Raw genomic sequence first — 26,553 nt, forward strand, 5'->3', positions numbered from 1 at the left:
GAGAGAGAGAGAGAGAAAACAATATTTTGATTGAATTGGGGATTGACGACTTACTAACTGACCGCTCATTAAGTCTTTATTTATATTAGTAATTATACATGAAGAATCTGCTTGTGCTTCTTTTTTTCCTGAAATGTTGATATTTTATCCTAAAATGTTATTTTTTTTGAAAATTAATGCAATTCTTCCCATTTCTCAATCAAATGCTTTATTTTAAGACGAGAAACTGGACAGGAATCGCCATTTTCAAAATAAACCAATTGCTCATATTTATCAATACGAACCACATTGGCTAAATTAATCAAGTAGGAGCGATGGCACATAAAAAGCTTAGGTGCTGCTTCTTGAATTTCCGACAGGTTGCCATAAAATTCCAACCTTTCTGTTTGTGTCCATAAACACACTTTATGAGGTGTGGTTGAGGTTGCAAAATATAAAATATCTTTAAAAGGCAGACGTAGTTTTGTCTGAGCTGTCTCAAAAATAAAGAATTCTTCAGGTTCATGACTCTCCATCATTTTGCTGGTGTACTGAATACATTCTTCGATTTGTTCCTTAAACTGTTGTTTATCAACCGCCTTGTCAATAAAATCAAGGGCAGAAACTTTATACTTAAACGAAATCGGAGCAAATTCTGAATGTGTGGTAACAAATACAATGACTGCATTAGCATCTCTTTGCCTAATTTTTGTGGCTAACTCCAAGCCTTTTTTTTGCTCGTTCTTGATTTCAATGTCTAAAAAGAACAATTGGTGATTGCCCTTTTCCAAAATCGCATCATACAATTTATCTGGATTGGAAAAAATTTCCAATTGATTACAGTTAATACCTGTCTCTGCCAATATTTCTTCAATGGTGGACTCTATTCGCGTTTGCTGGATAAAATTGTCTTCAAGGATAAATATATTCATCGTTTATCTCATTTCTAATATTTGTCTTAGCCGATAATGATTGCTTTTACTTGAAAATATCGTCTCAGGATAGTCTTCTAAAACGGTAAAAAAGCGTTTAAAACTCTTCTGATAATGGCCTGTCGCATCAGGATGATGTTCATTAAAGAGCGTAGCCATGTCAATTTGCTTTAACTTGGTGCTGTTTTCAATAATAAAAAATTGCTTATTATCTTGGTAAAAATAGGCAATGGAAATAAAGGGCCTATTGCTACCTTTGGCTGTATCAATAGCATTATCTAATAAAATCGATAAAACAACAACTAAATCGAGTAATTTTAGAGGCAAATTATCAATTTCATCTGGAATTTCAATATGTAAGGTAATGCCATGATTCTGAGCTTCCAATAATTTTGATTGCAAGAGACTTCGAATAACAGCTTCTTTAATATTCCCAAGAGCACCAAAACCAACTTCAGGACTAAACATGGCATAGGCTGATTCTTTTACAACAGCGTTATAAACTTCTTTAATCTCTTTACGATTCCCACTGTCAATACTGTCTTTTAAACTAATCAGAATATTTTCCGAATCATGCTTAATGGTTCTAATATCTCGATACAACTGTTCAATATAATGATTGTAATTAACCAAGTTTTCAACGCGTTCTCCTTGAGCAAGAGCAAGTTTTCGTTCCAGGTCATCTTTTGTAAAGCGGTCCAGGCGAATAATAAACCAGATCATCATCAGTAAATAGATTAAAATTAACTTTGGTCGAATGCTCTGGTAAAGGGCAATTTCTGAAATGAAGGATAAATTAAGCAAATAAACGGAGAAATAATAAGAAAACATGATAGCATTCATGAGTGCCACCCAACGCCTCATCTTGTCAACTGTAATAAATTTCAACAGTGCAATGTCAACACTAAAAATATAACTCAAGAAAAAGAAAATAGGAAGAACTAACAAATAAGACAGTAGTAAAAGTCTAATATCTAAATAAACTTGTGTTGAACTATAGCCCAAACAAACAGGGATAAAAAACATGATAATGGAGCGGTAAAGCGATTCAACCATCATCATTGAAAAAAGGGCGTAAAAAATCGTTTCAGTTGCTTTTCTGTGTCTAAGGAATACAAAGCCCATTGTGATAAAAAAGACTTGATTCATTAACATATTGTGCTCAGATAAAAAATTAAGGCCTACAAATAAGCTACCTAGTAAAAAACGTTGGTAGAATCTGAGTTGAAGGCCAGAAATTTTCGAAAAGAAGAGCCAAATATCACAAAAAACAACCGTGTAAAATAAGGTGAAATAGTAAAAATAAGGCATCTAACTCTTTCCTTTCGCCAGTATGGTAAGCATCTGGCTAAATTCATAATCTTGGCTTTTGGTTTGCAAGGACAAGTGCGGGTGTTTGCCTAAAATCGTTTGCACATTTGATAAGCCAATGCCTCGTTTATCTCCTTTGGTTGAATAGCCTTCTTTAAACAAGCGTGAAATCGAAATGGACGCTTCCTTGGTACTATTAGCAATATGTAACCTTTGCTCATTACCATTGAGGAAGTAGGCAATGGTCATACGAGGCTTTTCCGACTTTAAGGCCGCTTCAATTGCATTATCAAGAAAAACTGACAAAATCAGCAAGAGGTCTAGTTCTGGTATAGGCACCTCAATAATCTGATCTGGAACTTCAATAAGGGTTTCAATGCCTTTTTTTTCAGCCTCAACAATCTTAGCTGACAGTAAACTCTTCACTGAAGAAATTTTAATGGGCGCTAGCTTTGAAATATTATAATGCTTATCATCCCAAAACTCACTTGATTGATTGAGAATATGATAATACGTTTCTTGAATTTTTTCTGTGGTCTCATTATCTATTGCAGCCTCCAAAGTTTGAAGACGCCTGGAATAGTCTTCTTGAAAGATTTTCATTTCACGGTACAACTGTTCCAAGTGTTTCCCATAACTTTCAAGATTTTCAATATAATCTTCCTGTTCTTTTTTGATTTCAAGTTCCAAGAAATGTTTGGACTTATGATTAAAATAAGACAGCAAAAAAAGAAATAAAAAAGTGAAAATAAAGAAAAGAACCTGATAAGCTAGATCATTATTTTGGAAAGACTGGTAATGTAAAAAGGGATCATCAAAACCTAGAATCAAGAAAATATCAACATAGTAAGCCAAAATAAAAATCAAAAAGATTTTATAAAAATTCTTAGCTCTTATTGTTCCACTTGTGATAAAGATGAGCCGATAATCTTTTCCGATAAAATAATTCACTAAAGCAAAACAGGGGTAAATTAAAACAAATGCCAAGATGTTCAAGAGTAAGGCTTGCATTTCGAATTCCTTAACAATAACAAGTGACGGAAACAAGATGATCAATAAAAATCGGGAAAACAAGTCAATGAAAACACTTGGAAAGAAAGCTAAAAATAAGGTTTGAAGATAGGGTAACTGCTTACTCTTAAGCTTCAAAATACTAAAAAATAAAACAGGGTCTATCAGGAGAGGGGTTAAAAAATCAACTTGTGAAAAAAATAAGGCTGTTGAAATAATAAACAACTTTTCCCACAGAACAAGTCTAATATCAGATAAAAAGGTAAAAATTTTTATTTCTGTAATATAGTAAATAATCATCGACAGAAAAAAACACATAATATAAATACCAATCATAGCTCTCCTTTCTAACTCAGCTTTTCCATTTTAACATATTTGTAAACAAGAAATGACATCTTTTTATAACATTTTTTTAACCTTAATGTAAAAAGCAGTTACGATTTAAGCAACTGCTTTGCTATGAAACTATCATGCCTTTGGAATTTTCAGGGTTTGTGTCACCATAAAATGACTACTTTTTGTTGATAATAGACTACAAGGGTAAGCTTCTAGAATGGTTCTGACATTATCAAGGCCAAGTCCTCTTTCTGCTCCTTTGGTGGAATAACCTTTCTTAAAAATGGCGCCAATATCAACTTTTTCTTCCTGAGTTGAATTTTCAATCACAAAAACAAGCATGTCATCGAGTTCAAAAAGAACAAAATTCATTTTCTTGTCATGGCTTTCTTTAGCAGCCTCTATCGCATTATCACAAAAGACAGAAATAATAATCATTAAATCTAACAGTTCCATTGCAACTCCTGTGACGTCATCAGGCACTTCAACAGTTAAATGGAGGCCTTGTGTCTGTGCTTCAAATAATTTTGAGGCTAGAAAACTTTTTAAAATAGGAATTTTAACATTAATAAGACGTTCTAAATCGTATTTAGAACTGTTAAATGGGTTTTCCTTCAAAGAAAAAAGCTGATTAAAGTCACTTTTAACTTGCTCCATATCTCCCGTATCTAAGACTTGCCCAAACCTTATTAAGGAATCTTTTGTCTGTTTTTTGAAATGGGTTATTTCGCCATATAAGGTTGCAATATAGGTATTGTAACTGCTTAGATTGCGGTAATGATTTTGCCGTTCCATAGCAGCTTCACTCTCCACTGACGCAATAGCCTTGCTATTGAATTGGTATAAACTCCACAAAAACAAGAGGGCATAGACAAAGATAAATAAATACCTCATCCTTGTAACACTGTAAGGTAAATACGCAATATGAGATTCTAGGAAAGTGGAACCATTCACAAATATAAAAAATACAATCATAATCCCATTTGCATAGTATAAAGCTTTTGAACGACCATTGGCTAAACGGATGGCTTCGTAATCAATATGCAGGAGGTAATGAATAAAAAGATAACAAGGCATTGCTGAAAGATAACAAATCGCCACTAACCACTGACTAGCATTGATGTGACTAATAGAGACACGTAAAATGGCCGACAAAACTGTATAGGCAACTATCCTAAACGATAATTCAACAATAATTGTCGTGTAAAAACTATAAAAGACATGATAAGCTAAAGGTAAGCTCTTATCAATGACATAAGAAAAGACAAGCAAATAAAGAGGGTCTATAACAAGGGCGTAAGTGTCTAAAATATTACTAATTGAAGAACTTAATAAAATAAAGAGAACCATTTGCCACCACTTGCCTGTTTTTCCTCTAATAAAGAAAAAAATAGCCAAATGAGTTGTAAAGATGATGATATAAAAAAGTATTCTTAACGCAACTGACAAGTTATTTCACCTCTAAAAATCTGCCTTCTTCTGCAGTAAACTTCATGATTTGACTTAACTGATGATCCCTTAAAACAATTTTATAAGAGAATTTAGGGTTACGCTCAGCCAAAATAGACAAGGTCATGTCTGTAATATCAAGTTGTTCCCTCATTTCTCTGGTAAAAGCTTTGCGAAGGTTTTTAACCTGATTATCAATTCGAATCACCAGACGATCTTGCTCATTGACATAACAGGTAAAATCAATTTCCGGTTCCTTAAACCTTTCTGAAATTAAAATGGCTAAATCACCCGTTACTGCAACAACAGTCATTAAATCCATTTCAGACAAAGAGGGTGTCCCTAGACTTTGACAAATTCGGTAATTCAAATTTATCCCTTTTCCTTGAGCTTCGAGATGCTTCATCGCCAATAATATTCGAGCATTTTTATTTCGAATTTTTGACAGTTGCTCAACTCTAAGTGAGACTGTGGAATCAACAACGCTATTTAACTTCAGCATAATTTCGTGATAGACTATCTTTACCGTCTCAAGGTTACCTGTCTCGATACTAGCTGATAAAGTCAGCAAAATGTTATCGTAGTCGTGCCTAAAAGAACGAATCTTTTGATAAAGTTTCTCTAAGTAAACATTATAGTGTTCTAAGAGTAAGATATGCTTTCTTTCTTCTTCTTGCATCATTTTTTTGATGTTTTTTTTGGTCACATCATTCATGTAAGAAATAAGGTAAAGTAACACCAGTAAAAAAACAAGAACAATACCTTTATGATACCATTCAGTCGTAACTGAAAATGACATTTTGCTCAGAATAAAGAGGTAATAACCTATGAATGACAATTCTGTCATTACTAAAAAACGATTGGTCCATTTGGTTTGATAGCGGACAAATGAAAAATTACGAATCGAAAAGATCTTGACTAAAAACAAAAAAGTTGGCAAAACAAAGGCATAGGCTAGTAAAATGTTGACATCATTGGCGACAACCTTCGAAAAGGAACCATGTTTAAATAAAGGAATAATGAAAAACAAAATCAATTTGGACAGTAAATCTGTCATAATAATAGGGAATTGTGAGAAAAACACATGATGAGTCCACTTATCATTGCGATGGGTAAAGTAGTGGTATAAAAAGAAGAAAATGGGCTCTATCCAAACAATATAGTGATTAACAAATCCGACAATAAACATCTGAAAAACAAGGAATAGAAAGACTTTACCCCAAGGAATTTTGATATGACGATCTATAAAGTAAATCACTAAATTATCACTAAATCTAAGCAAAAAAATGCTAACTAATACTAGTGTTTCCATCTCATTCCTCCAAGCACAGGGTGTAAACACCATTCTCCTAATCATACTATAAGTCTAATGCTTAGGCAATTTTTTAACACTTTAACAATCATAACCACCCGTCTAACGGGTGGTTTGAACAAGGGCTATAAGCCCAGAATACAAGCCAGCGTCTAAAGGCGCTGGCTTTCACTTTGTTCAAGCCTTATTGCTCTTGACTCGTCACTTGCCTCTCAAAGAGGCCTTTGTATTACTTGCCACTATCCCTAAAGGGATCTTCATATTCTTTTACACTTAATTTATCCACTGCTATATCATGTTTCTCTTGATCTTGTATGTATTTTTTTATTGTGGCTTCATTCAATCCAACTGTACTTACATAATAACCTTCAGCCCAAAAATGTCGATTACCAAACTTATATTTGAGATTAGCGTGTTTATCAAACATCATGAGTGCGCTTTTTCCTTTTAAATATCCCATAAAACTTGAAACACTAATTCTTTGGGGAATACTTACCAACATGTGGACATGGTCTGGCATCAAATGACCTTCAATTATTTCTACACCTTTATAGCTACACAGTCTCTGAAAAATCTCACCGAGACTACTTCTGTATTGATTATAGATTATTTTTCCTCTATACTTAGGGGTGAACACAATGTGATATTTACACATCCACTTTGTGTGTGATAAGCTATGTGCCTTCTGTGCCATATTTTGACTCCTTTCGCTTTACAATTGGCTTGAACACCTATATTGTACCGCGTTAGGAGTCTTTTGGGTATAACCTTTGATGCACACCCGCATAGCGGGTGGTTTTTTGTTTCACACCTTCGGAGTGAAACGGACTAAAAGTCACATAATTAAAAAGACTGCCCTAATTAAAGGGACAGACTTCTTAGGTTATAGCATGTTAGCAAGGTGTTGAATGGATTTTTCACGACCTAATAAATAGATGGTATTTGGTAGGTCTGGGCCATGCATTTCACCGGAAACGGCAATACGAATTGGCATAAAGAGGTTCTTACCTTTGATACCTGTTTCTTTTTGAATGGCTTTGATTTGTGGGAAAATCGTTTCTGGCTGGAAATCCTCATCTGACATAGCTTCAAGTTTTTCTTTCAAGGCTTGAAGAACTGTTGGAACTGTTTCACCAGCCATAACTTCTTTTTCTTCCTCACTTAATTCTGGGAAATCTGCAAAGAATAAATCTGTCAATGGTACAATTTCATCTGCGGATATTAATTGTGGTTGATAGAGTTCAACCAATTTTTCAGCTTTATCCGTTAAGCGACCAGCTTCTGCTAAGAAGGGTTTGCAAAGGGCAAAAACCGTTTGCAAATCCGTATTTTTAAGATAATCATTACTCATCCAGTCCATCTTTTTCTGGTCAAAAGCTGCTGGAGACTTGCTTAAACGGTTTTCATCAAAAAGTTCAATCAATTGCTGACGAGAAAAAATCTCATCCTCACCACCAGGGTTCCAACCAAGAAGAGCAATAAAGTTGAAAACTGCTTCTGGTAGATAGCCTTTTTTACGGTAATCCTCAATAAATTGAAGGGTATTTGTGTCACGTTTTGACAATTTCTTACCTGTTTCTGAATTGATAATCAATGTCATGTGACCAAATTCTGGTGCTTCCCATCCAAGTGCTTCATAAACCATTAATTGTTTTGGGGTATTAGCAATATGGTCATCTCCACGAATAACATGAGAAATAGCCATATCATGGTCATCAACAACAACAGCAAAATTGTAGGTTGGGTACCCATCTTTTTTCTGGATAACCCAATCACCACCAATATTGCCACCTTCAAAGGTAATCTCGCCTTTAACCATGTCATGCCATTTGTAGATGCCTGCTTCATTAACCTTTAAACGAACCGTTGGAATAATACCTTGTGCCTCGCGGTCTGCGATGTAAGTTGCTTTTTCGTCAGCTGACATGCCAATGAATTCATTGATGTAGCGAGGAGTTTCACCTTCAGCTTCTTGACGCTCACGCTCAGCAGCTAATTCTTCTTCAGTGACATAAGATTTATAAGCTTTGCCTTCATCAAGTAACTGATTGATGTACTTTTGGTAAAGCTCCAAACGTTCCGATTGGCGGTAATTAGCATGAGTTTCTGGACTCTCATCCCAATCCATTCCCAACCATTTAAGGTTTTCAAGTTGAGAGCGTTCTCCATCTTCGACATGACGTTTACGGTCTGTGTCTTCAATACGAATAATAAAATCACCACCATGGTGACGCGCATAAAGATAGTTAAAAAGTGCTGTACGGGCATTCCCGATATGTAGCAATCCAGTTGGACTTGGTGCGTAACGCACACGAATGTTGTTAGCCATTTTCGTTTCTCCTATTTTTAATGCAAAAGTGTGACTGTCATTTAAAAACAAGCAGGAAAGGATGCCATTCAAGCTTGCTTGTTGATTTTTAAAATACTCTTGCTAAATGAAATGATTTCAATCACAACTATTATAGCATATTTTCAGGTAGGAAGCGAAAAAAATCAGCCAAAGAGCTGATTTCAAAAGTGATTTAGTTACTTCTGCTAACAATGTATTTTTGTAAAACACCTGCAAATTGTTGGACATTAAGACTTTGCACGTAAACGTCACCATAACCGCTAAAAGTGTTAACCACACCTTCGCCAGTTCCGATAGACTGCATAAAACCGTTCTCTAAGTGAATATTATAATCCAATTCTTGGCTCCAAGCAACAACATGAGCGTTATCAATCGTCATTTCTTGCCCATGTAGGCTAATTTTCTTAATAGAACCAAATGCATTAATTAACAGTGTCCCTTGCCCCTGTGTTGACATGACAAAGAAGCCACCTTGACCAGCAAACAGAGCTTTTCCAACACTTTGTCTTTCCAGTGTGTATTGAGCAGAACCATCAAGAGCTAAGAAGGCACCATCGTTCAGGCGATATTGTTTAAGGCCAAGTTCTAAGGCGACAACCTGACCAGGTGTTGACGGAGCAAGAGCCAGCTTTCCTTTTTCATCTGATGCTATCGCTCGAGTGATAAACATAGACTCACCAGAAACCATTGATCTGCCAATAGCACCAACTAATTTTCCAAGTCCTGAACCCCTACCATTAAGTTTTGTAGTCAAGGTCACACTCGGGGTGTGGTATACCATGCTTCCTTTTTGAAGAAAAATAGATTCTCCTGCTTCTAAATCAATTTCAACCAAAGGAAATTGCATGTTTGAATCAATTGTAAACGCCATTTTGTTATCTGCCATCTGATTGCTCCTTTAAAATAATCAGTAATTTACACCTTCATTATAGTCCAAGTTCAAACCCTTGTCTATTTTTTACCGTGAAACAAACCTAAAAAGACTGGTCCTAACCAGTCCTTTTACTTTAAGCTTCAAAAACCTGAGTCATACGACCTGTATCGACATCATAAACAGCACCATTGATTTCAACATCCTTTGGAATGAGCGGAGATTGGCGTAAAATTGCCATATCAAGACGTACACTTTCTTCCACATCAGAAAAAGGCAGAAAATCCTGATGGCTCACATCAACCCCTAGTTCTTTCTGAATATGGTGAGCAAAACCTTCATTGGTAAAGGTTTGGGCGCCACAATCCGTATGATGAAGAACTACAATTTCACGCGTTCCCATTTGTTGTTGTGAAATCACTAAAGATCGTATCATGTCTTCTGTGACCCGTCCACCAGCATTCCGTAAAATATGGGCATCCCCAAGAGCCAAGCCTAAAGCTTGGGCAACGTGTAACCGCGAATCCATACAGGTAACAATAGCAACTTTTGTTTTGGGCTTCAAAGGCAAGTGGGCCGTCCCATGTAAAGCGACATAGGCTTTGTTTGCTAGCATAAAATGTTCAAAATAGGACATTACTTCTCCTTTTTGTCTTCCAAAGTTTTTAACTACCTGTATTTTATCATCTTTAAATGCAAAAGTCTGATTTGTAGACTCAAAGCAATGGAAGCATTTCAAACGCTGAAAATCTAGCCATACCTACAAGATAACACAATCACAATCAATGTGAGAAGACAGCCTTTAACACTTGACCAACTGTCGACACCCCAATGACTTCAATTCCTTTTGGAACACTTATCCCTTGTAAGGAATTCTTAGGAGCATATAGTTTTGTAAAGCCAAGCTTTGCCGCTTCATTTATCCGTTGCTCAATACGCGTCACACGGCGAATTTCCCCAGTCAAGCCAATTTCTCCAAGAAATGCTTCTTGTGGATTGGTTGGTTTTTCTTTATAACTCGATGCAATTGCAACTGCAACTGCTAAATCAATAGCTGGCTCATCTAATTTGACACCACCAGCTGATTTGAGATAGGCATCTTGATTCTGCAAGAGTAAGCCACAACGTTTTTCAAGCACCGCCATAATTAAACTCACTCGGTTAAAATCAAGACCTGTTGTTGTTCGTCTGGCATTACCAAAAACAGTTGGTGTCACAAGAGATTGAACCTCAGCTAAGATAGGACGACTCCCCTCCATTGTAACCACAATAGCTGAACCCGTTGCACCATCAAGGCGTTCTTCCAGAAAAACTTGACTAGGATTGAGCACTTCAACTAAGCCACCAGATTGCATCTCAAAAATACCAATTTCATTGGTTGAACCAAAACGGTTTTTAACAGCCCGTAAAATACGAAAAGTATGGTGGCGCTCCCCTTCAAAATAAAGAACAGTATCTACCATATGTTCCAACATCCGAGGTCCTGCAATAGTTCCTTCTTTTGTCACATGCCCAACAATAAAGGTTGCGATGTTATTGGTTTTAGCCAACTGCATCAGCTCAGCTGTTACTTCTCTAACCTGACTGACAGATCCTTGAACACCAGTAATATCTGGACTCATCATGGTTTGAATAGAGTCAATAATAAGAAAGTCTGGTTGTAATTTTTCAATCTCAGCACGAACCTGTTGCATATTAGTTTCAGCATAGAGGTAAAATTCATTATCCACATCACCAAGACGTTCACTACGCAATTTAATTTGCTCAGCTGACTCCTCACCTGAAACATAAAGTACTGTTCCTTTTGCTGCAAGTTGAGTTGACACTTGTAATAAGAGGGTAGACTTTCCAATCCCTGGATCACCACCAATCAGAATTAAACTTCCAGGAACAACACCACCACCTAAAACACGGTTAAACTCATCCATATCAGTTTTCGTTCTGGCATAGTGAATGTTATCAACGTCTTTTAATTTAACGGGTTTACTTTTTTCGCCCGTCAGGCTAACCCGAGCGTTCTTAACCTCTTTAACTTCAATTTCTTCCACAAAAGATGACCAAGCGGAGCAATTGGGGCAACGCCCTAAGTACTTAGGCGACTGATAGCCACATTCTTGACAGATAAATTGTGTTTTCTTTTTTGCCATTTTTTAGCGTCTTAGACCTTTCTTTACTGTCCGGTACTGCCAAAACCACCTGTACGAACACCATCTGCTTGATCGTCATCTACAAGAAGATAGGGAGCAAAAACAGCTTGAACAATACGTTCGCCTACTTCAAGTCTTACCTCGTGATCAGTGATGTTTTTCATCTGCGCAAAAATATGCCCTTCGTTTCCTGGGTTACCATAATAATCCCCGTCAATAACACCTACTGAATTGATGAGTACTAACCCCTTTTTACGAGGATTTGACGAACGGTCAAACAAGAAAAGCACCTCACCAGCTTGCATATAAGCCTTAACACCTGTTGGGACCAAAGTAATCTCTCCTGGTGCAATAGTCATTGCCTCAGCTACTTTCAAATCATAACCAGCAGCATGCGCTGTCTCACGCTTGGGAAGCAAATCTTGATTTGTCATTGTTGATAATAATTCAAAGCCACGAATTTTCATAATAATCCTTTCAAATCTCTTCTATAATTAAACAGTTACAATGTCTCTATTATAAAGTATTCGTAAAAGAATAGCAAAAATGCTAAGTTATGACAAAAAACCTCCTTTATTTAAAAGAGGTTTCTAGGAGATTATTAAATATCATCTTCTACAAGGATTTCTGCTGGGATGGCAAACAACTTTGTTAAGGTAAAACATAGTCCCATACTTAATAGAGAAACCACAAAGTAGGTCAACAATTGGTAAGTATCATAGATATACATTAGGTAAGATGGTAATACTGCCAAACCATATGAATTTGATTGGATATGGAACAAGGAAAGCAAGGCAGCACCTGTCCCTGATGAAATCAACATCATATACAGTGGTTTTAAGTTATAGCGTAGGTGTAAACCAAAGAGGACTGGTTCACTGACACCAAATAATTGTGACATAAATGCCCCCATAACGGTTTGTTTGACACGGTCACTTTTAGCAGAGGTGTAAAAAGCCAAACAGGCACCTAAATTGGCAAAACCATACATGGCACATAGGGTAATTAATTGGTTAAAGCCTGTATTGGCAAGTAGGGATGTTTCAATCACAACATACATATGATGTAAGCCGGTAATGACAGCTAAAGGATATGTTGCTCCAACAAAGAAACCACCTAAGCCAAATGGTAAATTCATTAAGCCCTGCGTTAATGCAATCAAGCCTTTTTCTAACCAATGTACAATTGGGGCAAATCCCATTAAAGCAACAACAATCATCACTAGCATGGTAATAAAAGGGGTTAGGATTAAATCAAGTGAATTTGGCATCACCTGACGCAATTTACGTTCTAACTTAGCACCAAGAAAACCCGTTAAAATAGCTGTCACTACTGACCCTTGTGCCCCCATAACAGGTAAAACCCCTGCAACCATAATGGCTTTGGCATCACCTGATGCAACCCCATAGGCATTAGGAAGAATTGGTGATACTAGCATCAACCCCGTCACTAAACCAATCATCGGAGTACCGCCAAACACCCTAAAGGCAGACATGGTAATTAGAGCTGGAAGAAAAGCAAAAGCCGTATCTGTCAACACACTAACGAGTTGATTGAGATAAGCTGGGAAAATAGCTGTTGAGAGACCCATTAACCCTAAAATATGATCATTGAAAATAACACCTTTAAGCCCTAAAAAGAGACCCGTTGCTGCAATAACAGGAACAATCGGAACAAAAATATCTCCAAGTGTTCGCATCAGCGCCTTAACACCTTTTTCTTGCGATTTGACATAAGCGTCTTGGTCAGCTTTAGCCGCAGTTGTCACATTTAACTGCTCAACTTCAGCAAAGACCTTGTTAACAATTCCAGTTCCTAAAATAATTTGATATTGCCCACTATTGTAAAAAGTCCCTTTAACTTCATCAATCTTTTCAACTGCTTTACTATCAATTTTGCTATGGTCTTTAACCACTAGTCTTAAGCGTGTTGCACAATGGGTTGCTGAGATGATATTTTCAGCTCCTACTTCATTAATAATTGCTCGCGCAATGTGTTGGTATTTTTCAGTTGCCATTTAGTTTTCCTCCAAAATGAGAGCAGCAAAAGGCTCTAAAGTGATGTGTTTTTGAGTTAATGTAACTTTTGCTAAATTATGGAATAAAATGTTAGTAAGGGGTTTGTTAATCGTCGTTTTTCTTTCTTGATTACTGAAATTAACGATGATAAGCAAGGACTTTCCCTTATACTGACGACGGTATTGAAAAATGGTGTCATCATCTGACTTTGGAAAAGAAATGTCTCCAAACGTTAAAAGCTCCGCCCATTCCCCCTTAGAAAAAGCAATCATCTCTTTGTAAAAATTTAAAATAGATGACTTATCTTTTTCTTGGTATTCCACTGTTAACTGAGGATTATTCCCAGCCATTGCTAACCAAGGGTCCTTATCAGAAAAACCGCCATACTTAGTCATATCCCACTGCATCGGTGTTCTAGAATGATCTCGGCTTCTTTTATTGATAACTGCCAAGGCTTCTTCTTGAGATAACCCTTCTTGCATCCCTCGGTGGTATTGATCAATTGAGGAAATGTCATCAAATGCTGCAATAGAACTTCTTTGTGCATTTACCATTCCTATTTCTTGACCTTGATAAATAAAAGAGCTTCCTCTTAAAAAGAAATATAAGATTGCCATAGCTTTAACAGCCTCAGGATTTTCAGCATCTTCCTTTAAATACTTGCTGCTTGCTCGTGGTTGGTCATGATTCTCAATAAAAGGTGCCCCCCAGCCTACTTTTTGAATGGCTAGTTGAGAGGCCTTTAAATAATCATAAAGATCAGAAGGCTTCCAATCCACTGGTTTAAACCATTCACTGCCACTTGCAACATCAAGATCAGCATGTTTAAAGTCAAAAATCATTGAAAAATAGCCATCTGGACCAATGAATTCTTCCAATTGATCATAAGGAACACCTGGTGCTTCAGCTACTGTAACAGCCTGATAAGGTTTGAAACATTTCTCATTTAATTCTTTCAGAAACACATCAATACCAGGTTGATTTCGGCTAACCTTTGTACATTTTGCCAGACCATCAACACCATCTGGCTCAATACTTTTAAAACTAAGGTCTTTTTTGATAAAGGTTATGGCATCAACTCTAAAACCTGCAATCCCAAGATCCAACCAACTATTAACCATTTTGTAGATATCTTGACGCATCTGAGGGTTTTCCCAATTTAAATCAGGTTGCTTCTTGTGAAAGGTATGATAGTAATAGGTATCTTCATTTGGTAATTTTTCCCAAACAGACCCTCCAAAGATGGATCTCCAATTATTGGGAATTTCTTTAGATGACTTAAAAATATAATAATCGCGGTATTTACTTGTTGGGTCTGAAAGTGCTTCTTGAAACCATTCATGCTCATCAGACGTGTGATTGATAACTAAATCCAGCAGAATCTTGATGTTTTTTTCCTTAGCCTGTAAAATTAATTCTTTTAGATCATCCATATCACCAAATTCATCTTGAATTGCAAGATAATCTGAAATATCATAACCATTATCAGCCATAGGAGACTTATAAATGGGGCAAATCCAAATACTAGTAATCCCTAGGTCTGCTAAATAATCTAATCTATTGATAATCCCTTTTAAGTCACCAATGCCATCATGATTGGAATCCTGAAAACTTTTGGGGTAAATCTGATAAATAATTTCTGACTGCCACCACTTTGTCATGCATTTTCCTCCTGTTTACGCTTACAAAACTATCTTAACCTAGAAAAAACCTTTAGACAAGATAATCTAAAGGTTTTGGAAATCGGTTCTTTTTTGGAACGATTTTACTCTATTTGTAAAATCGTTTCAAGTTAGTTGTAATTTTAAATAGAGTATTTCAATAGCAAGGCTATAAGGAGTGATATGCCCAGTTGGAATCAATTGTTTTTGAGAAAGATTAGGAATATAAAGATGCTCGTCAGACAGAATATGTGTCTCTTTAAAATCACTGATTAAAACAAGAAAAATGGATGCCATCCACTGTGGCGATTGCAACTCTAATGGAAAATCCTCCGGGGAGTCCAACTGAAAAACCCATAAAATCTGATGATCTAAACCTTGCTTATGACTTAACAAGGCCTGATAACTGGGTAAAATGATCACTGTCTTTCCCAATGGAAAAAAAATCCGTTGAAAATCCTTTGCAAGTCGCAGCTCTAAATCTGTCCTTGCTAGCAGATAAATACGATCTGCCCTTCGAAGGGTTTTTAGGATTTTTTCTGTGTCAAAACGTGCAATGTAGTCAACCACCTGATGATAGAGTTCCTGAAAATCACGGCGAACAATAAGAGTTGCCTCTTGTTTAGCATATTTAAGCACGGCTTTTAACTCAGAAAAGCCAGTTAAGCCTAATTTTTTACACAATCGAAACACACTTGTCGTTGACACATGACAGCTATCTGCTATTTCTTGAATGTTGTAGGAATAGGCGCTTTTATCTTCATTTAAAAAATGGAAAATCAACCATTCTGTTTCTGATAATTGCGCTTTTGAGCTTTCTACAAGTTCTTGTAAGTTCATTTTTTTTGCTCCATTGCCAAACAATAATCGTAGAACAACTGATCTATGATAAAGTAGAAAGTTGTCGAAATTTCATAAGTTCTCTTGGTTGGCGTTCTAATAGATTCCGTCGGAACATAAAGTTGGTAGTCAGCTAATTTTGCCATGCTATTATTGCTAGACTGGGTCATTACCATGGTTTTGGCAGAATGATACTGCAAGTCCTTTAGAATATTAATCGCCTCTTTAGACTCTCCCTTATAAGATAAGAGTAGCACTAAATCCTGAGAGGTAACATTTACCTTGATGTAATCATATTCTCCTTGATCAAAGAAAACAATAACTTCTTTACCAACCGAAGTAAACAAATGCCGCAAGGATTCAACTTCCATTTTTTGGGCATTGCCGGTTCCATAGACATAAAGTCTATTGGTTGTTGTTAAGAGTTTGACCAATTGATGCAAATCTTGTTTTTCAAAAATTTGATCAATGTACCTGTGATACCTGCTAAGAACACGGCTAAAATCTGTCTGATTGACAGGTGCTTTAGACTCTTTTTGAGCTAAAAGAAACTTTAATTCTGCAAAACTATCTATTTCTAATTTCTTTAGCAAACGAGAAATGCTCGAGCGCGAGACAAAACAAGCATCGGCTAAGTCTTGGCTTGTCATTTCTGCTAGTTCTTGCTGATGCTTTTCCAAATAAGTAATAATGGCTAAATCTTGTTCGGTTAACTTCTTATAACAGTTATCTGTTCGTTTGACCCAATCCATTCAAAAACTCCTATTGTTCAGGCACAAAAAGTATTAATACGGCAGTCATGACACAAGTCATAACAAATAAGACTATTTTAAGCATTATGATGGGACTTAATGTGATTGAAATCGCCATTAACACATAGACTTGAATTAAAATATGTCGCTTACGTTTGCGTGACATGACTCTTGTTTCAGGATAATCACCAACGTAAAGCTCATATAATCGACTGTTTTTAAGCCAGTTGGTAAATCTATCTGAACTTCTAGAAAAGCAAAAAGCTGCTAGTAATAAAAACGGGGTTGTTGGTAAAACAGGTAAAAGAATCCCAATAATCCCTAAAATAAAGCTTACCAAACCAAGGGCAAGATAGATTATTTTTTTCATAATACTCCTTTGATTACTTGTTATTATAACAAAAAAATGCTGTATCTGCTTTCTAGTACTGCTTGACGCATTTCTCGTGAATAAATTCACAGTTTTCCCTATTTTTCCTTGCATTCTAATGGTCAAAGCGTTATGATATGTTTATAAGATTAAATTATCTTGAACTTTCAGAAAAAAGAGGAAACAATATGAAACTTATTGGACTTGTGGGAACCAATTCAAACCGTTCTACCAACCGTCAACTTCTTCAGTACATGGAGAAACATTTCTCTGATAAAGCAAGTATTGAACTTATCGAAATCAAAGATATTCCTATGTTTAATAAGCCTGCTGATAAAAAAATCCCAGACATTGTTTTGGAAATTGCAGGTAAAATCGATGACGCTGATGGTCTCATCATTGGAACTCCGGAATACGACCATTCCATTCCGGCAGTACTAATGAATGCCTTAGCTTGGCTATCTTATGGTGTTTTCCCACTCTTTAATAAACCTGTCATGATTACAGGTGCTTCTTATGGGGCTCTTGGCTCATCGCGTGCACAACTACAACTGCGCCAAATCCTTAATGCTCCTGAGTTAAAAGCAAGTGTTCTACCTGATGAATTTTTACTTTCTCATTCTCTTCAAGCCTTTGACAGCGAAGGAAACCTCATTGATCTTGAGACTATTCAAAAATTAGACGCTATTTTTGATGATTTCCGAATCTTCGTTAAGATCACTGAAAAATTATCACACGCACAAGCACTTCTTAAAAAGGAAGCTGAAAACTTTGACTGGGAAAGCCTCTAGGCCAGAAAGGAAGAACCTATGAAACTTGTTGGAATCGTCGGCTCAAATGCTGAACAATCATATAATCGTACCCTACTTGAATTTATTAGACGTCAGTTTAAGCTGAAATTTGAATTGGAACTGTTAGAAATTAAAGATGTTCCTATGTTCAATCAAGATAAAGACCAGTCAAACTGTTTTGCCATTCAATACCTCTATAACAAAATTACTCGTGCAGACGGTGTTATTATTGCTACACCTGAACATAACCATACCATCACTCCGGCATTAAAAAACACATTAGAGTGGCTATCTTACAACCTTCACCCCTTAGAAAACAAACCTGTTATGATTGTTGGAGCATCCTATTATGATCAGGGAACATCTAGAGCTCAAGTCCATTTACGTAAAATTTTAGAAGCTCCAGGAGTCAATGCCTACACACTTCCAGGAAATGAATTTTTACTTGGTAAAGCTAAAGAAGCCTTTGACGACAACGGTAATATTATCAACGAAGGTACTGTAACATTTTTAGAATCTTGCCTAGATAATTTCATTAAATACGTAGGAGTTGTATCATCCTTGAAAAAACCAAAACCTATTCTACCTGAAGACCTAGATGCTGGTAAACCAATTGCAACAAGCATCACTGAAGTTGATCCTGATGATCCCGACTGGTTGGAAAAAGCATCACAGCTTGTTAATGCTGTCGAAGGAGATACTTATGTTAAGTTGGATCAAGGATTATTAACAGTTAATCAAATCAACATGTTCTTAAACGCAATGCCATTTGAATTAACCTATGCTGATGACAATAATCAATTCCTCTATTATAATAATGCCCATCAAGATCCAGAAACCATGTTTGCTAAGCGTGTCCCATCTCAAGTTGGTAATCGTATGTCAACTGTACACGGCTCCCTCCCACCAGCACGTATGAAAAACGTTGAGTGGGTAATCGGTACTCTTCGTAATGGTAATCAGGAATATGTTCGCACTATTGTTCCTGGCTCCCCAGCTGAAGTTATCAATACACACAATTATCAAGCCATGTATTATCCTGACGGCTCTTATGCAGGTATCAATGAAATTGTCTTTAACTTTAAGCCTTGGTTGGACTGGTACCTTAAAGAAACAGGTCAGCATTTAGCCGGCGGAAAAGCTGCAGCTATGCCCCATGCTGTCGATGCAACTTCAGGTGCTTCTGATGCCACATCTGCTCATGGAGCTGATGTGGATGCGACTTCTGGCGCTTCTGAGCATTAAGCCAAAAAACTCTTGTCTTCAGACGGGGATTTGCCATTCCCGTCTTTTCTATTTTTACATGTAATGAGGTTTTTATGTCTGTATTTCAAGAAAAAATCGAGGCTGCCTGTGCTAAAAAGGTCGCTCTCTATGATGAAAGTCTTGCAAGATATGCTTTACGCTCTATCTTTGCTGGAGCTTTTCTGACCATGTCAACAGCTGTTGGTATCTTAGCTGCGGACCTTATTAGTACCCAATTCCCATCTTTAGCCCGTTTCTTCTTTACCTTTTTATTTGCGATTGGATTGATTTACGTTTTAATCTTCAACGGTGAATTGGCCACATCAAATATGATGTACTTGACTACTGGTGCTTATTATAAAAAACTTAAATGGTCAAAAGTAAGTCTAATGCTCTTATACTGTACATTCTTTAATTTGGTTGGAGCTATTATTTTAGCATGGCTTTTTAACCAATCCTTTACTTATGGACAGCTAACAGATAAAAGTTTTGTGATCAATGCTGTTCAACTCAAACTTGGAAAAACAGATTGGATGAACTTCATTGAGGGTATTACAGCAAATATGTTTGTCAATATGGCTATCTTAGGCTATATGCTCTTAAAAAGCGAAGGAGCCAAGTTTTTCATTGCCTTGTCTGCAATCTTTATGTTTGTTTTCTTGATTAATGAACATTTAATTGCAAATTTTGCTTCATTTATGTTAGCAGGTTTCAGTCCAGTAGAAGGCATTAAAGGCTTTACTTTAGTCAACATCCTACGACAATGGACAGTTGTTTTCTTTGGTAACTGGCTAGGTGGTGGACTTTTCATTGGTATTGCTTACGCCTGGCTAAATCAAACCAAAACAAATCATCAAGAAAGTTAATCAAAAATATTGAAAACTTTCTCCGTCAGAAAAAGTCAGAGATTCGCTATTAATGTGCGGCTCTGATTTTAATTTCCTGTAATTCTTATATCAATTTCCACTCGGCTTTCCCTGAAGGTTACAACAATTGTCTGTCTGTCTTTTCACTTCAACTGTCGGTCGTTTTCTCTGATTCACATAGAGACCTTTCTAATAATTGTTGCAACTAATAAATTATTAAAAAACCAAGACATGTAATCGCTTTCGTTATATAATAAAAATAAAAAGGAATGAGTTTATGTCAAATCTTCAAGAACAATCTTATGATTTTTTTATTAGTACTGTTAATGCAGCGAGTAAATTACCCTTTGTTAAGGTAAATAGGGATGAGTTTTTAAAAAAACAATTTAAAAATGACCCTCATTTAGATGATATTTTACGATATGGACCCCAAGTTGTATTTACAGCAGATTCTTTACTTAAGATGGCTGATAAAATATCATCTGATATGACAAAGCAAACCTCTAGTCTTTCTTTTATGGCTGGTTTACCATCTAATCCCCTAACTGCCCCAGTGTCAGCAGGTGCAGATATTGTTCAATTTTTCGGTTATGCTTTAAATATGTCACAAAAAATAGCCTATCTTTTCGGAGAAGACGATTTATTCAATGGTGATACAAATCATCTGCCAGAAGAAGTTAAAATAAAAATTGTTTCTTATTTGGGAGTAATGTTTGGTGCAAGTGGTGCTAGCACTTTATTAATTAATTTTTCAAAAACTATGGGGGAAAATGTTGGTAAGAAAGTCGCTCAAAAAGCTTTAACTAAAACAACCTGGTATCCTCTTGTAAAAAAAATAGCTACTACTATTGGAGCTAAATTTACAAAAAAAACTGTACAAAATGTTTTAACAAAATCAGTACCAATTATTGGTGGTGCAATTTCTGGAGGAATGACTTATCTGACATTTAAACCGATGGGGAATCGCTTGGCAAAAACTTTATACCAAAATCTAAATGGTGAATTTGAAAACCATGATATGGTCTATAATGAAAGTTATATTAATAAAATTATTGAAAATGATTGTGATTTGATCTGAAACCTTAAATTTAAAAATACTAAGTCAACTCAAAGTAGATAACATAGAATGTTATTATCAAAAATATTGAGAAATTAAACGACACCCCAATCGTTAGAGTTTTGCTATGTCCCCCTTTCACTGGATTAGTCCAGTAAAAAGGGGACATAGCAAAACTCTAACGATTGGGGTGCTTTTTATATTATGACAGGTATTAAACTTAACAATCTTGCTGTTTAGATATCTTTTCCTTGATAGGTAAATCGAATTTGTGGAAAATCATTGGCACTGTTTTTATCTTGCATGAAGGCTTTGGCATCTTTTTTGACTTGAACTAAATCGATTGCTTGAGCCTTAGCTGCATAGACACAACCACAGTAACACTGACGGTAAACATCATATTCTTCACACATTTCAACCGATCTACGATAACCATTATTCTTTTTAAAATCACTGGGTAGGTATTTTGTTGTGTAAACGTTTTGCACATCAATTCCCACTGCGTTAATGGTTTGCGAATTTTTATGGGGGCTAATGGTTAATGCACTGGCAAAATAGTCAAAGCCAAGTTCTACTGCTTTTTGTGCCGTTTTATCAAGCCGGTAATCAAAACAAACACGACACCTGTCTCCTCCTTCTGGTTCTTTTTCTAACCCTCTGACTGTTTTAATAAATTCATTAGGCACATAATCTGCTTCTAAAAAACACACATTATTCCCTGTCTTGGCATTAAAATCAGCGACAAATTTCTGAGTAACGTAAGCTCTGCGATGGTATTCGTCTTTAGGGTGAATATTTGAATTGGCAAAGTAAACTGTGATATCAGCATATTGCGTTAAATACTCTAACGTATAAGTTGAACAAGGTGCACAACAGACATGCATCAATATTTTTGGTCGCACAAGCTCTTTGGCCCAAACTTTGGTCATCTGCTGCATGACACGATCATAATTTATATTTTGGTTAGGATTCATTCGACTGAGAATCTCTTGTAAATCAATCATAGTTCATCACTTTCTTAACAGAATGTCTTTATTATACCATAATCACATCTTCAACTTTTAACAATTTATGAGCTAATAAGACACTAAAAAGCCTTTGGAAAATGTGCTCCAAAGACTTTTTTGTATTGTGTTGAGATTATTCAAAGACAAACTGATTATGATAAAGCTCTGAATAGAAGCCTTTTTGGCGAAGCAATTCATGATGATCACCTTGCTCAATAACAAGACCATCTTTCAGCACAATGATTTCATCAGCATTAAGTATGGTTTTAAGGCGGTGAGCAATGACAAAACTTGTTCTACCAGCAACGACAGCTTCCATTGCTTTTTGAATCTTACTTTCAGTAACAGTATCAACATTTGACGTTGCCTCATCCAAAATCAAGACCTGAGGATCTGTCAAAAGGGTTCTTGCAATTGAAATCAACTGCTTTTGACCTGTTGAGAAACTATTTTCATCATCTGAAACTTTGGTGTCATAGCCATCTGGCAAGGACATGATAAAGTCATGAATATGAGTCGCTTTTGCAGCCACCTCAACCATTTCTTGACTAATGGAAGCATCACCAAATCGAATATTATCAGCAATTGTCCCTGAGAATAACACTGACTCCTGAAGAACAATCCCCACATTTTTACGAAGACTATCAAGATCATAATCTCTAATATCAATACCATCAAAGGTGATTGAGCCACCATCGACATCGTAAAAGCGATTGATTAAGTTCATGATTGTTGTCTTACCAGAACCAGTCGGACCTACAACAGCAACCATTTTCCCTTTGGGAGCTGAAATGGTCACATCAGACAATACTTTTTGACCTGGGAAATAACCAAAATCCACATGGTTAATAGCCACACCTTCTTTTAGTTCTGTAAAGATAGTACCATTTTCTGGCCGAACTTCTTCTTTTTCATCGAACATTTCTTGAATGCGACCTGCCCCTGTGAAAGCCAGTTGTAATTCTCCCCATGAAGCTGCAACTTGCATGATTGGTTGGTAATATTGTTGAGAATATTGCACAAACATAACAACTAAACCAAGACCTGCAGCCATTGAAATAGACTTATCATTAAGCACGATGCTTGAGCCGACAAAGATAACAATGGCGGTATTCAACAGACTCATTCCATTCATAACTGGGAATAAGAGACCTGCAAATAAACGTCCTTTGAAGGTGGCTTGGCGAACTTTTTCATTATGCTCTAAAAAGCCATTGATGGTCTCTTCTTGAACACCTTGAACAATAATCGCTTTTTGCCCCGAAATTTTCTCATCCATGTAAGCATTAAGGGCTGACACTTCTTTTTGTTGAATATTAGTGTATTTGCGTGACAAACGAATAATAATAACAAGGAAAATCAAGGCTAGGGGAGTAGTAGCTACTGTTAGAAGAGCTAGACGGGTATCTTGTCTAAACATCATCCAAACCAACCCAATATAAAGGGCAATATTGGTAACAACCTGAACCAAAGACTGATTGAGAGAGTTCTGAATGTTATCAAGGTCACTGGTAAAACGAGATAAAATCGCACCATCTTTATGGCTGTCAAAGAATGATACGGTCAAACGCTCTAATTTCCCAAACAAACCTTTGCGCATTCTATTTGTGGAATGAGCAACAATTCTTGTGAATAACAGACTGTAAACAAGATTTGCTAAAGCTGTAAAAATATAGGCTAACAAGAGTTTATGCATAATTGCCATAAAGGCGGTCGTATCTGGTTTAAACCCCGATTGTCCCATCATTTTAGCTTTATAAAAACTTTGCCCAATTTTACCAAGTTCTGTTAAGGATTCTCCTAAAAATACTGGCGCTTTAACTTGTAAGTAAGTCGCAAGAATAATAGCAAAAGCAATCATTACAAATGATAATTTGTAACGTTTAAAATAAAACCAGAAAAAACGTGCTGTTTTCATTATTCTTCCTCCTTTCCTTTTTGCGTTTCATAAATTTCACGGTAAACATCATTTGATGCAACTAACTCTGCATGCGTCCCTTGACCAATCAGACGACCATCATCCAATACTAAAATGGTATCAGCTTTAACAACTGATGAAATTTTCTGAGCAATAATCACTGTTGTTGTCTCTTTAAGGTCTTTGTTTAAAGCCTCTTGAACAAGTTTTTCAGATTTAGCATCTAAGGCAGATGTGGAATCATCAAGAACCAAAATTTTGGGATTGGAAATAACCCCACGCGCAATAGACATTCTTTGTTTTTGACCACCAGAAAAGTTATTGCCACGTTCTTCAACTTGACTGTCATAACCATTGTCCATGCGATCAATAAATTCACGGGCCTGTGCAATACCTGCTGCTTTTTCCATGGTGGCAAAATCAGCCTTGTAATTTCCTTGACGTAAATTATCTGCAATCGTTCCAGAAAATAGGATGGCTTTTTGCAAGACAATTGAAATATTTTCTTTAAGAGTATTTTTACTTAAACTTTTAAGGTCCTTACCACCAATCAATATACGACCTTCTTGTGGGTCAAATAATCGTGGAATTAACTGTGCAAGTGTGGATTTCCCAGCACCTGTTGCACCAACTACACCAACCATCTGACCAGATGAAACAGAAAATGAAATGTCTTTCAACGTTGCTTCTGTGTCATTTGGATAAGTAAAACTAACATGTTCAAACACAATATCTCCTGAAATGTCGTCATCGCTTGTGTTATCAAATGTCATGGCAGGCTCTGTATCTAGCACTTCTTTCAAACGTTTCAAAGAAACAAAAGCACGACTTGCTTGCATTCCCATAAAACCAACCATGATGATAGAAAACATGATTTGCATCATATAAGTCATAAAAGAAGCAATACTTCCCACAACCATCGGATCTGTTTTCACCATTCCAGAAACCAGTAAGATTGAAACATAAATAGCCATGTAAGACACCAACATCAAAGCTGGTTGCATCATTGAAAAGCCATACCCAATAAACATGTTAAGGCCTAAAAGTTCATTTGAGGTCTCTTTAAATTTTGCGTATTGTTCACGTTCTTGAACAAAAGATTTGACCACACGCACACCACGAAGATTTTCTTTAGCAATCCGATTAATGGTATCCATTAAGGCTTGAAATTTTCCAAAACGTGGTCCCATTTGGCTCATAACTAAGGCCATAATCATTGCAATTAAAACAACCATCAAAACAATAACCCACCACAATTTAGGTAAGGTTTGTACAGCCATGAAAAAAGCCCCTACAAAAAGGATTGGTAGTCGCAATAACACTTGGAAGAGCATCATGACAAGGTTTTGAATCTGATTGACATCATTTGTCATACGAACAACCAAGTTACCCGCATTAAAAGCTTCTACATTCGCATATGAAAAACTTTGAATTTTACGAAAAGTTTGTTCGCGTAAGTCCGCAGATACTCCTTGAGCAATCTTAGCTGACAAAATCGTATTAATTGTTCCTGAAAGCAATCCAATCCCTGCAATGATTAAGAGTAGAATCCCAACTTCTTTGATTTTTCCCTTGTCGTTTTCAATGACTGCTTTTAAAATATCTTGCAAATAATGCGGCTGCAAAAGGGCACTTGCCACAACTGCAATAATCATTAGCATAGATCCTAAGGCATACCATTTATACTTTAGAATAGCTTCTTTAAGCATTCTTATCTCCTTTATACTGTTTCATATTTTTCCTGAGTTGCATGATGACTTTCCCCACAGTCTTCATGTCTTCTTTAGAAATACCTTTTAAGAAATAATGTTCAATGTCCATGCGGCATTCCTGTAACACTGGAATTTTTGACTTGCCTTCTGCTGATAGGACAATTTGTTTGTAGCGTTTATCTGTTTTAGATGGAACCACTTCAATAAAACCGTTTTTTTCCATTCGTTTGACAAGATTACTACTAACTGATTTTGAAATTTGCAATTCTTTTTCAATGTCTTTAACAAAGATTTCTTTTTCCTGATTTCTCTCTAAAAACACCAAAACATGGCCTTGAGGCCCTGCCAAATGGGTAATATCATACTTTCTAGCAGTTTCTTCGCAAATGTGTTCAATTTGATGTGTCAATTCCCGTAGTTCAGCAAATAGCCGTGACATGAATGTCCTCCTTAGTTCTCATGGTAACTATTTTAGTTCTCTTGAGAACTATTGTCAACTAAAAAAGCTTTATTTCAGAAAATAAATCTCCTCTTGCATTTTTGATTACTTCTTGCAAGGGCTTAACAACCTTTTCTGATAGAGTTCGCATAACTTCTATGATATAATAAACTGATTAC

General features: G+C 36.3%; 24 protein-coding genes. 4 read left to right on the forward strand and 20 right to left on the reverse strand.

Annotation, left to right across the window (positions count from 1 at the left end; genetic code table 11):
• Positions 1–173: 173 nt before the first annotated feature.
• The 16 genes from Q9317_RS09615 to Q9317_RS09690 form a co-directional block, all read right to left on the reverse strand.
• On the reverse strand, positions 174–911 hold the full coding sequence (locus tag Q9317_RS09615) for a response regulator transcription factor (RefSeq protein ID WP_003100196.1): 738 nt from the start codon (positions 909–911) through the stop codon (positions 174–176).
• Positions 912–914: 3 nt separating this feature from the next.
• Positions 915–2,222 carry a GHKL domain-containing protein gene (locus Q9317_RS09620; RefSeq protein ID WP_003100197.1) on the reverse strand — a complete coding sequence of 436 codons (1,308 nt, stop codon included), beginning with the start codon at positions 2,220–2,222 and terminating at the stop codon, positions 915–917.
• Positions 2,223–3,569 (reverse strand): sensor histidine kinase, encoded by a 1,347-nt coding sequence (locus Q9317_RS09625; protein ID WP_003100198.1) that lies wholly within the window; start codon positions 3,567–3,569, stop codon positions 2,223–2,225.
• 132 nt (positions 3,570–3,701) lie between these two features.
• Positions 3,702–5,018: a GHKL domain-containing protein gene (locus tag Q9317_RS09630; RefSeq protein ID WP_064537882.1), complete on the reverse strand. Its 1,317-nt coding sequence runs from the start codon at positions 5,016–5,018 to the stop codon at positions 3,702–3,704.
• Position 5,019: 1 nt separating this feature from the next.
• A complete protein-coding gene (locus Q9317_RS09635) occupies positions 5,020–6,330 on the reverse strand; it encodes a sensor histidine kinase (protein WP_003100200.1) in 1,311 nt (436 codons plus the stop codon).
• Between the two features lie 229 nt (positions 6,331–6,559).
• Positions 6,560–7,024 carry an IS200/IS605 family transposase gene (gene tnpA / locus Q9317_RS09640; protein WP_305981556.1) on the reverse strand — a complete coding sequence of 155 codons (465 nt, stop codon included), beginning with the start codon at positions 7,022–7,024 and terminating at the stop codon, positions 6,560–6,562.
• Positions 7,025–7,213: 189 nt separating this feature from the next.
• Entirely contained in the window at positions 7,214–8,659 is a 1,446-nt protein-coding gene (gene gltX / locus Q9317_RS09645; protein ID WP_003100202.1) for a glutamate--tRNA ligase, read from the reverse strand.
• Between the two features lie 193 nt (positions 8,660–8,852).
• The gene (locus Q9317_RS09650; protein ID WP_003100205.1) at positions 8,853–9,566 is read right to left on the reverse strand and encodes a TIGR00266 family protein; all 714 of its coding nucleotides are present in this window, start codon (positions 9,564–9,566) and stop codon (positions 8,853–8,855) included.
• 121 nt (positions 9,567–9,687) lie between these two features.
• The gene (locus Q9317_RS09655) at positions 9,688–10,188 is read right to left on the reverse strand and encodes a beta-class carbonic anhydrase (protein WP_003100206.1); all 501 of its coding nucleotides are present in this window, start codon (positions 10,186–10,188) and stop codon (positions 9,688–9,690) included.
• Between the two features lie 145 nt (positions 10,189–10,333).
• On the reverse strand, positions 10,334–11,698 hold the full coding sequence (radA, locus tag Q9317_RS09660; RefSeq protein WP_003100207.1) for a DNA repair protein RadA: 1,365 nt from the start codon (positions 11,696–11,698) through the stop codon (positions 10,334–10,336).
• 23 nt (positions 11,699–11,721) lie between these two features.
• Positions 11,722–12,165, reverse strand: a complete 444-nt coding sequence (locus Q9317_RS09665; protein WP_003100209.1) for a dUTP diphosphatase — start codon at positions 12,163–12,165, stop codon at positions 11,722–11,724.
• A 134-nt stretch (positions 12,166–12,299) separates the two neighbouring features.
• Positions 12,300–13,715 carry a PTS transporter subunit EIIC gene (locus Q9317_RS09670; protein WP_003100211.1) on the reverse strand — a complete coding sequence of 472 codons (1,416 nt, stop codon included), beginning with the start codon at positions 13,713–13,715 and terminating at the stop codon, positions 12,300–12,302.
• Positions 13,716–15,377 (reverse strand): glycoside hydrolase family 13 protein, encoded by a 1,662-nt coding sequence (locus Q9317_RS09675; protein WP_003100212.1) that lies wholly within the window; start codon positions 15,375–15,377, stop codon positions 13,716–13,718.
• Between the two features lie 126 nt (positions 15,378–15,503).
• Positions 15,504–16,217, reverse strand: a complete 714-nt coding sequence (locus tag Q9317_RS09680; protein WP_003100214.1) for a MurR/RpiR family transcriptional regulator — start codon at positions 16,215–16,217, stop codon at positions 15,504–15,506.
• The gene (locus Q9317_RS09685) at positions 16,214–16,969 is read right to left on the reverse strand and encodes a MurR/RpiR family transcriptional regulator (RefSeq protein WP_003100216.1); all 756 of its coding nucleotides are present in this window, start codon (positions 16,967–16,969) and stop codon (positions 16,214–16,216) included. Before Q9317_RS09685 ends, Q9317_RS09680 begins: the two co-directional genes overlap by 4 nt.
• 10 nt (positions 16,970–16,979) lie before the next feature.
• Entirely contained in the window at positions 16,980–17,339 is a 360-nt protein-coding gene (locus Q9317_RS09690; RefSeq protein ID WP_003100218.1) for a YbaN family protein, read from the reverse strand.
• Between the two features lie 188 nt (positions 17,340–17,527).
• Between Q9317_RS09690 and Q9317_RS09695 the strand changes: the two genes are divergently transcribed.
• From Q9317_RS09695 to Q9317_RS09710, 4 genes are all read left to right on the forward strand, one after another.
• The gene (locus tag Q9317_RS09695; protein WP_003100220.1) at positions 17,528–18,130 is read left to right on the forward strand and encodes an NADPH-dependent FMN reductase; all 603 of its coding nucleotides are present in this window, start codon (positions 17,528–17,530) and stop codon (positions 18,128–18,130) included.
• 18 nt (positions 18,131–18,148) lie between these two features.
• Positions 18,149–19,375 (forward strand): NAD(P)H-dependent oxidoreductase, encoded by a 1,227-nt coding sequence (locus Q9317_RS09700; RefSeq protein WP_003100221.1) that lies wholly within the window; start codon positions 18,149–18,151, stop codon positions 19,373–19,375.
• Between the two features lie 74 nt (positions 19,376–19,449).
• On the forward strand, positions 19,450–20,241 hold the full coding sequence (locus tag Q9317_RS09705) for a formate/nitrite transporter family protein (protein WP_003100223.1): 792 nt from the start codon (positions 19,450–19,452) through the stop codon (positions 20,239–20,241).
• 277 nt (positions 20,242–20,518) lie between these two features.
• Entirely contained in the window at positions 20,519–21,319 is an 801-nt protein-coding gene (locus Q9317_RS09710) for a hypothetical protein (RefSeq protein WP_003100225.1), read from the forward strand.
• Positions 21,320–21,534: 215 nt separating this feature from the next.
• Here the strand turns inward: Q9317_RS09710 and Q9317_RS09715 are convergent, their stop codons facing one another.
• The 4 genes from Q9317_RS09715 to Q9317_RS09730 all read right to left on the reverse strand — a co-directional run bounded on the left by Q9317_RS09715 (position 21,535) and on the right by Q9317_RS09730 (position 26,374).
• Positions 21,535–22,302: an epoxyqueuosine reductase QueH gene (locus tag Q9317_RS09715; protein ID WP_003100227.1), complete on the reverse strand. Its 768-nt coding sequence runs from the start codon at positions 22,300–22,302 to the stop codon at positions 21,535–21,537.
• Between the two features lie 136 nt (positions 22,303–22,438).
• Positions 22,439–24,223, reverse strand: coding sequence for an ABC transporter ATP-binding protein (locus tag Q9317_RS09720; protein ID WP_003100229.1), 1,785 nt, complete (start codon positions 24,221–24,223; stop codon positions 22,439–22,441).
• Complete coding sequence (locus Q9317_RS09725; protein WP_003100231.1) at positions 24,223–25,932, reverse strand: ABC transporter ATP-binding protein; 1,710 nt, start codon at positions 25,930–25,932, stop codon at positions 24,223–24,225. The genes Q9317_RS09720 and Q9317_RS09725 overlap by 1 nt, the downstream gene beginning before the upstream one ends.
• Entirely contained in the window at positions 25,925–26,374 is a 450-nt protein-coding gene (locus Q9317_RS09730; protein ID WP_003100233.1) for a MarR family winged helix-turn-helix transcriptional regulator, read from the reverse strand. Before Q9317_RS09730 ends, Q9317_RS09725 begins: the two co-directional genes overlap by 8 nt.
• Between the last annotated feature and the right edge of the window lie 179 nt (positions 26,375–26,553).

It is taken from the genome of Streptococcus iniae, assembly GCF_030732225.1.
In the GTDB taxonomy this organism is placed as follows: Bacteria; Bacillota; Bacilli; order Lactobacillales; family Streptococcaceae; genus Streptococcus; species Streptococcus iniae.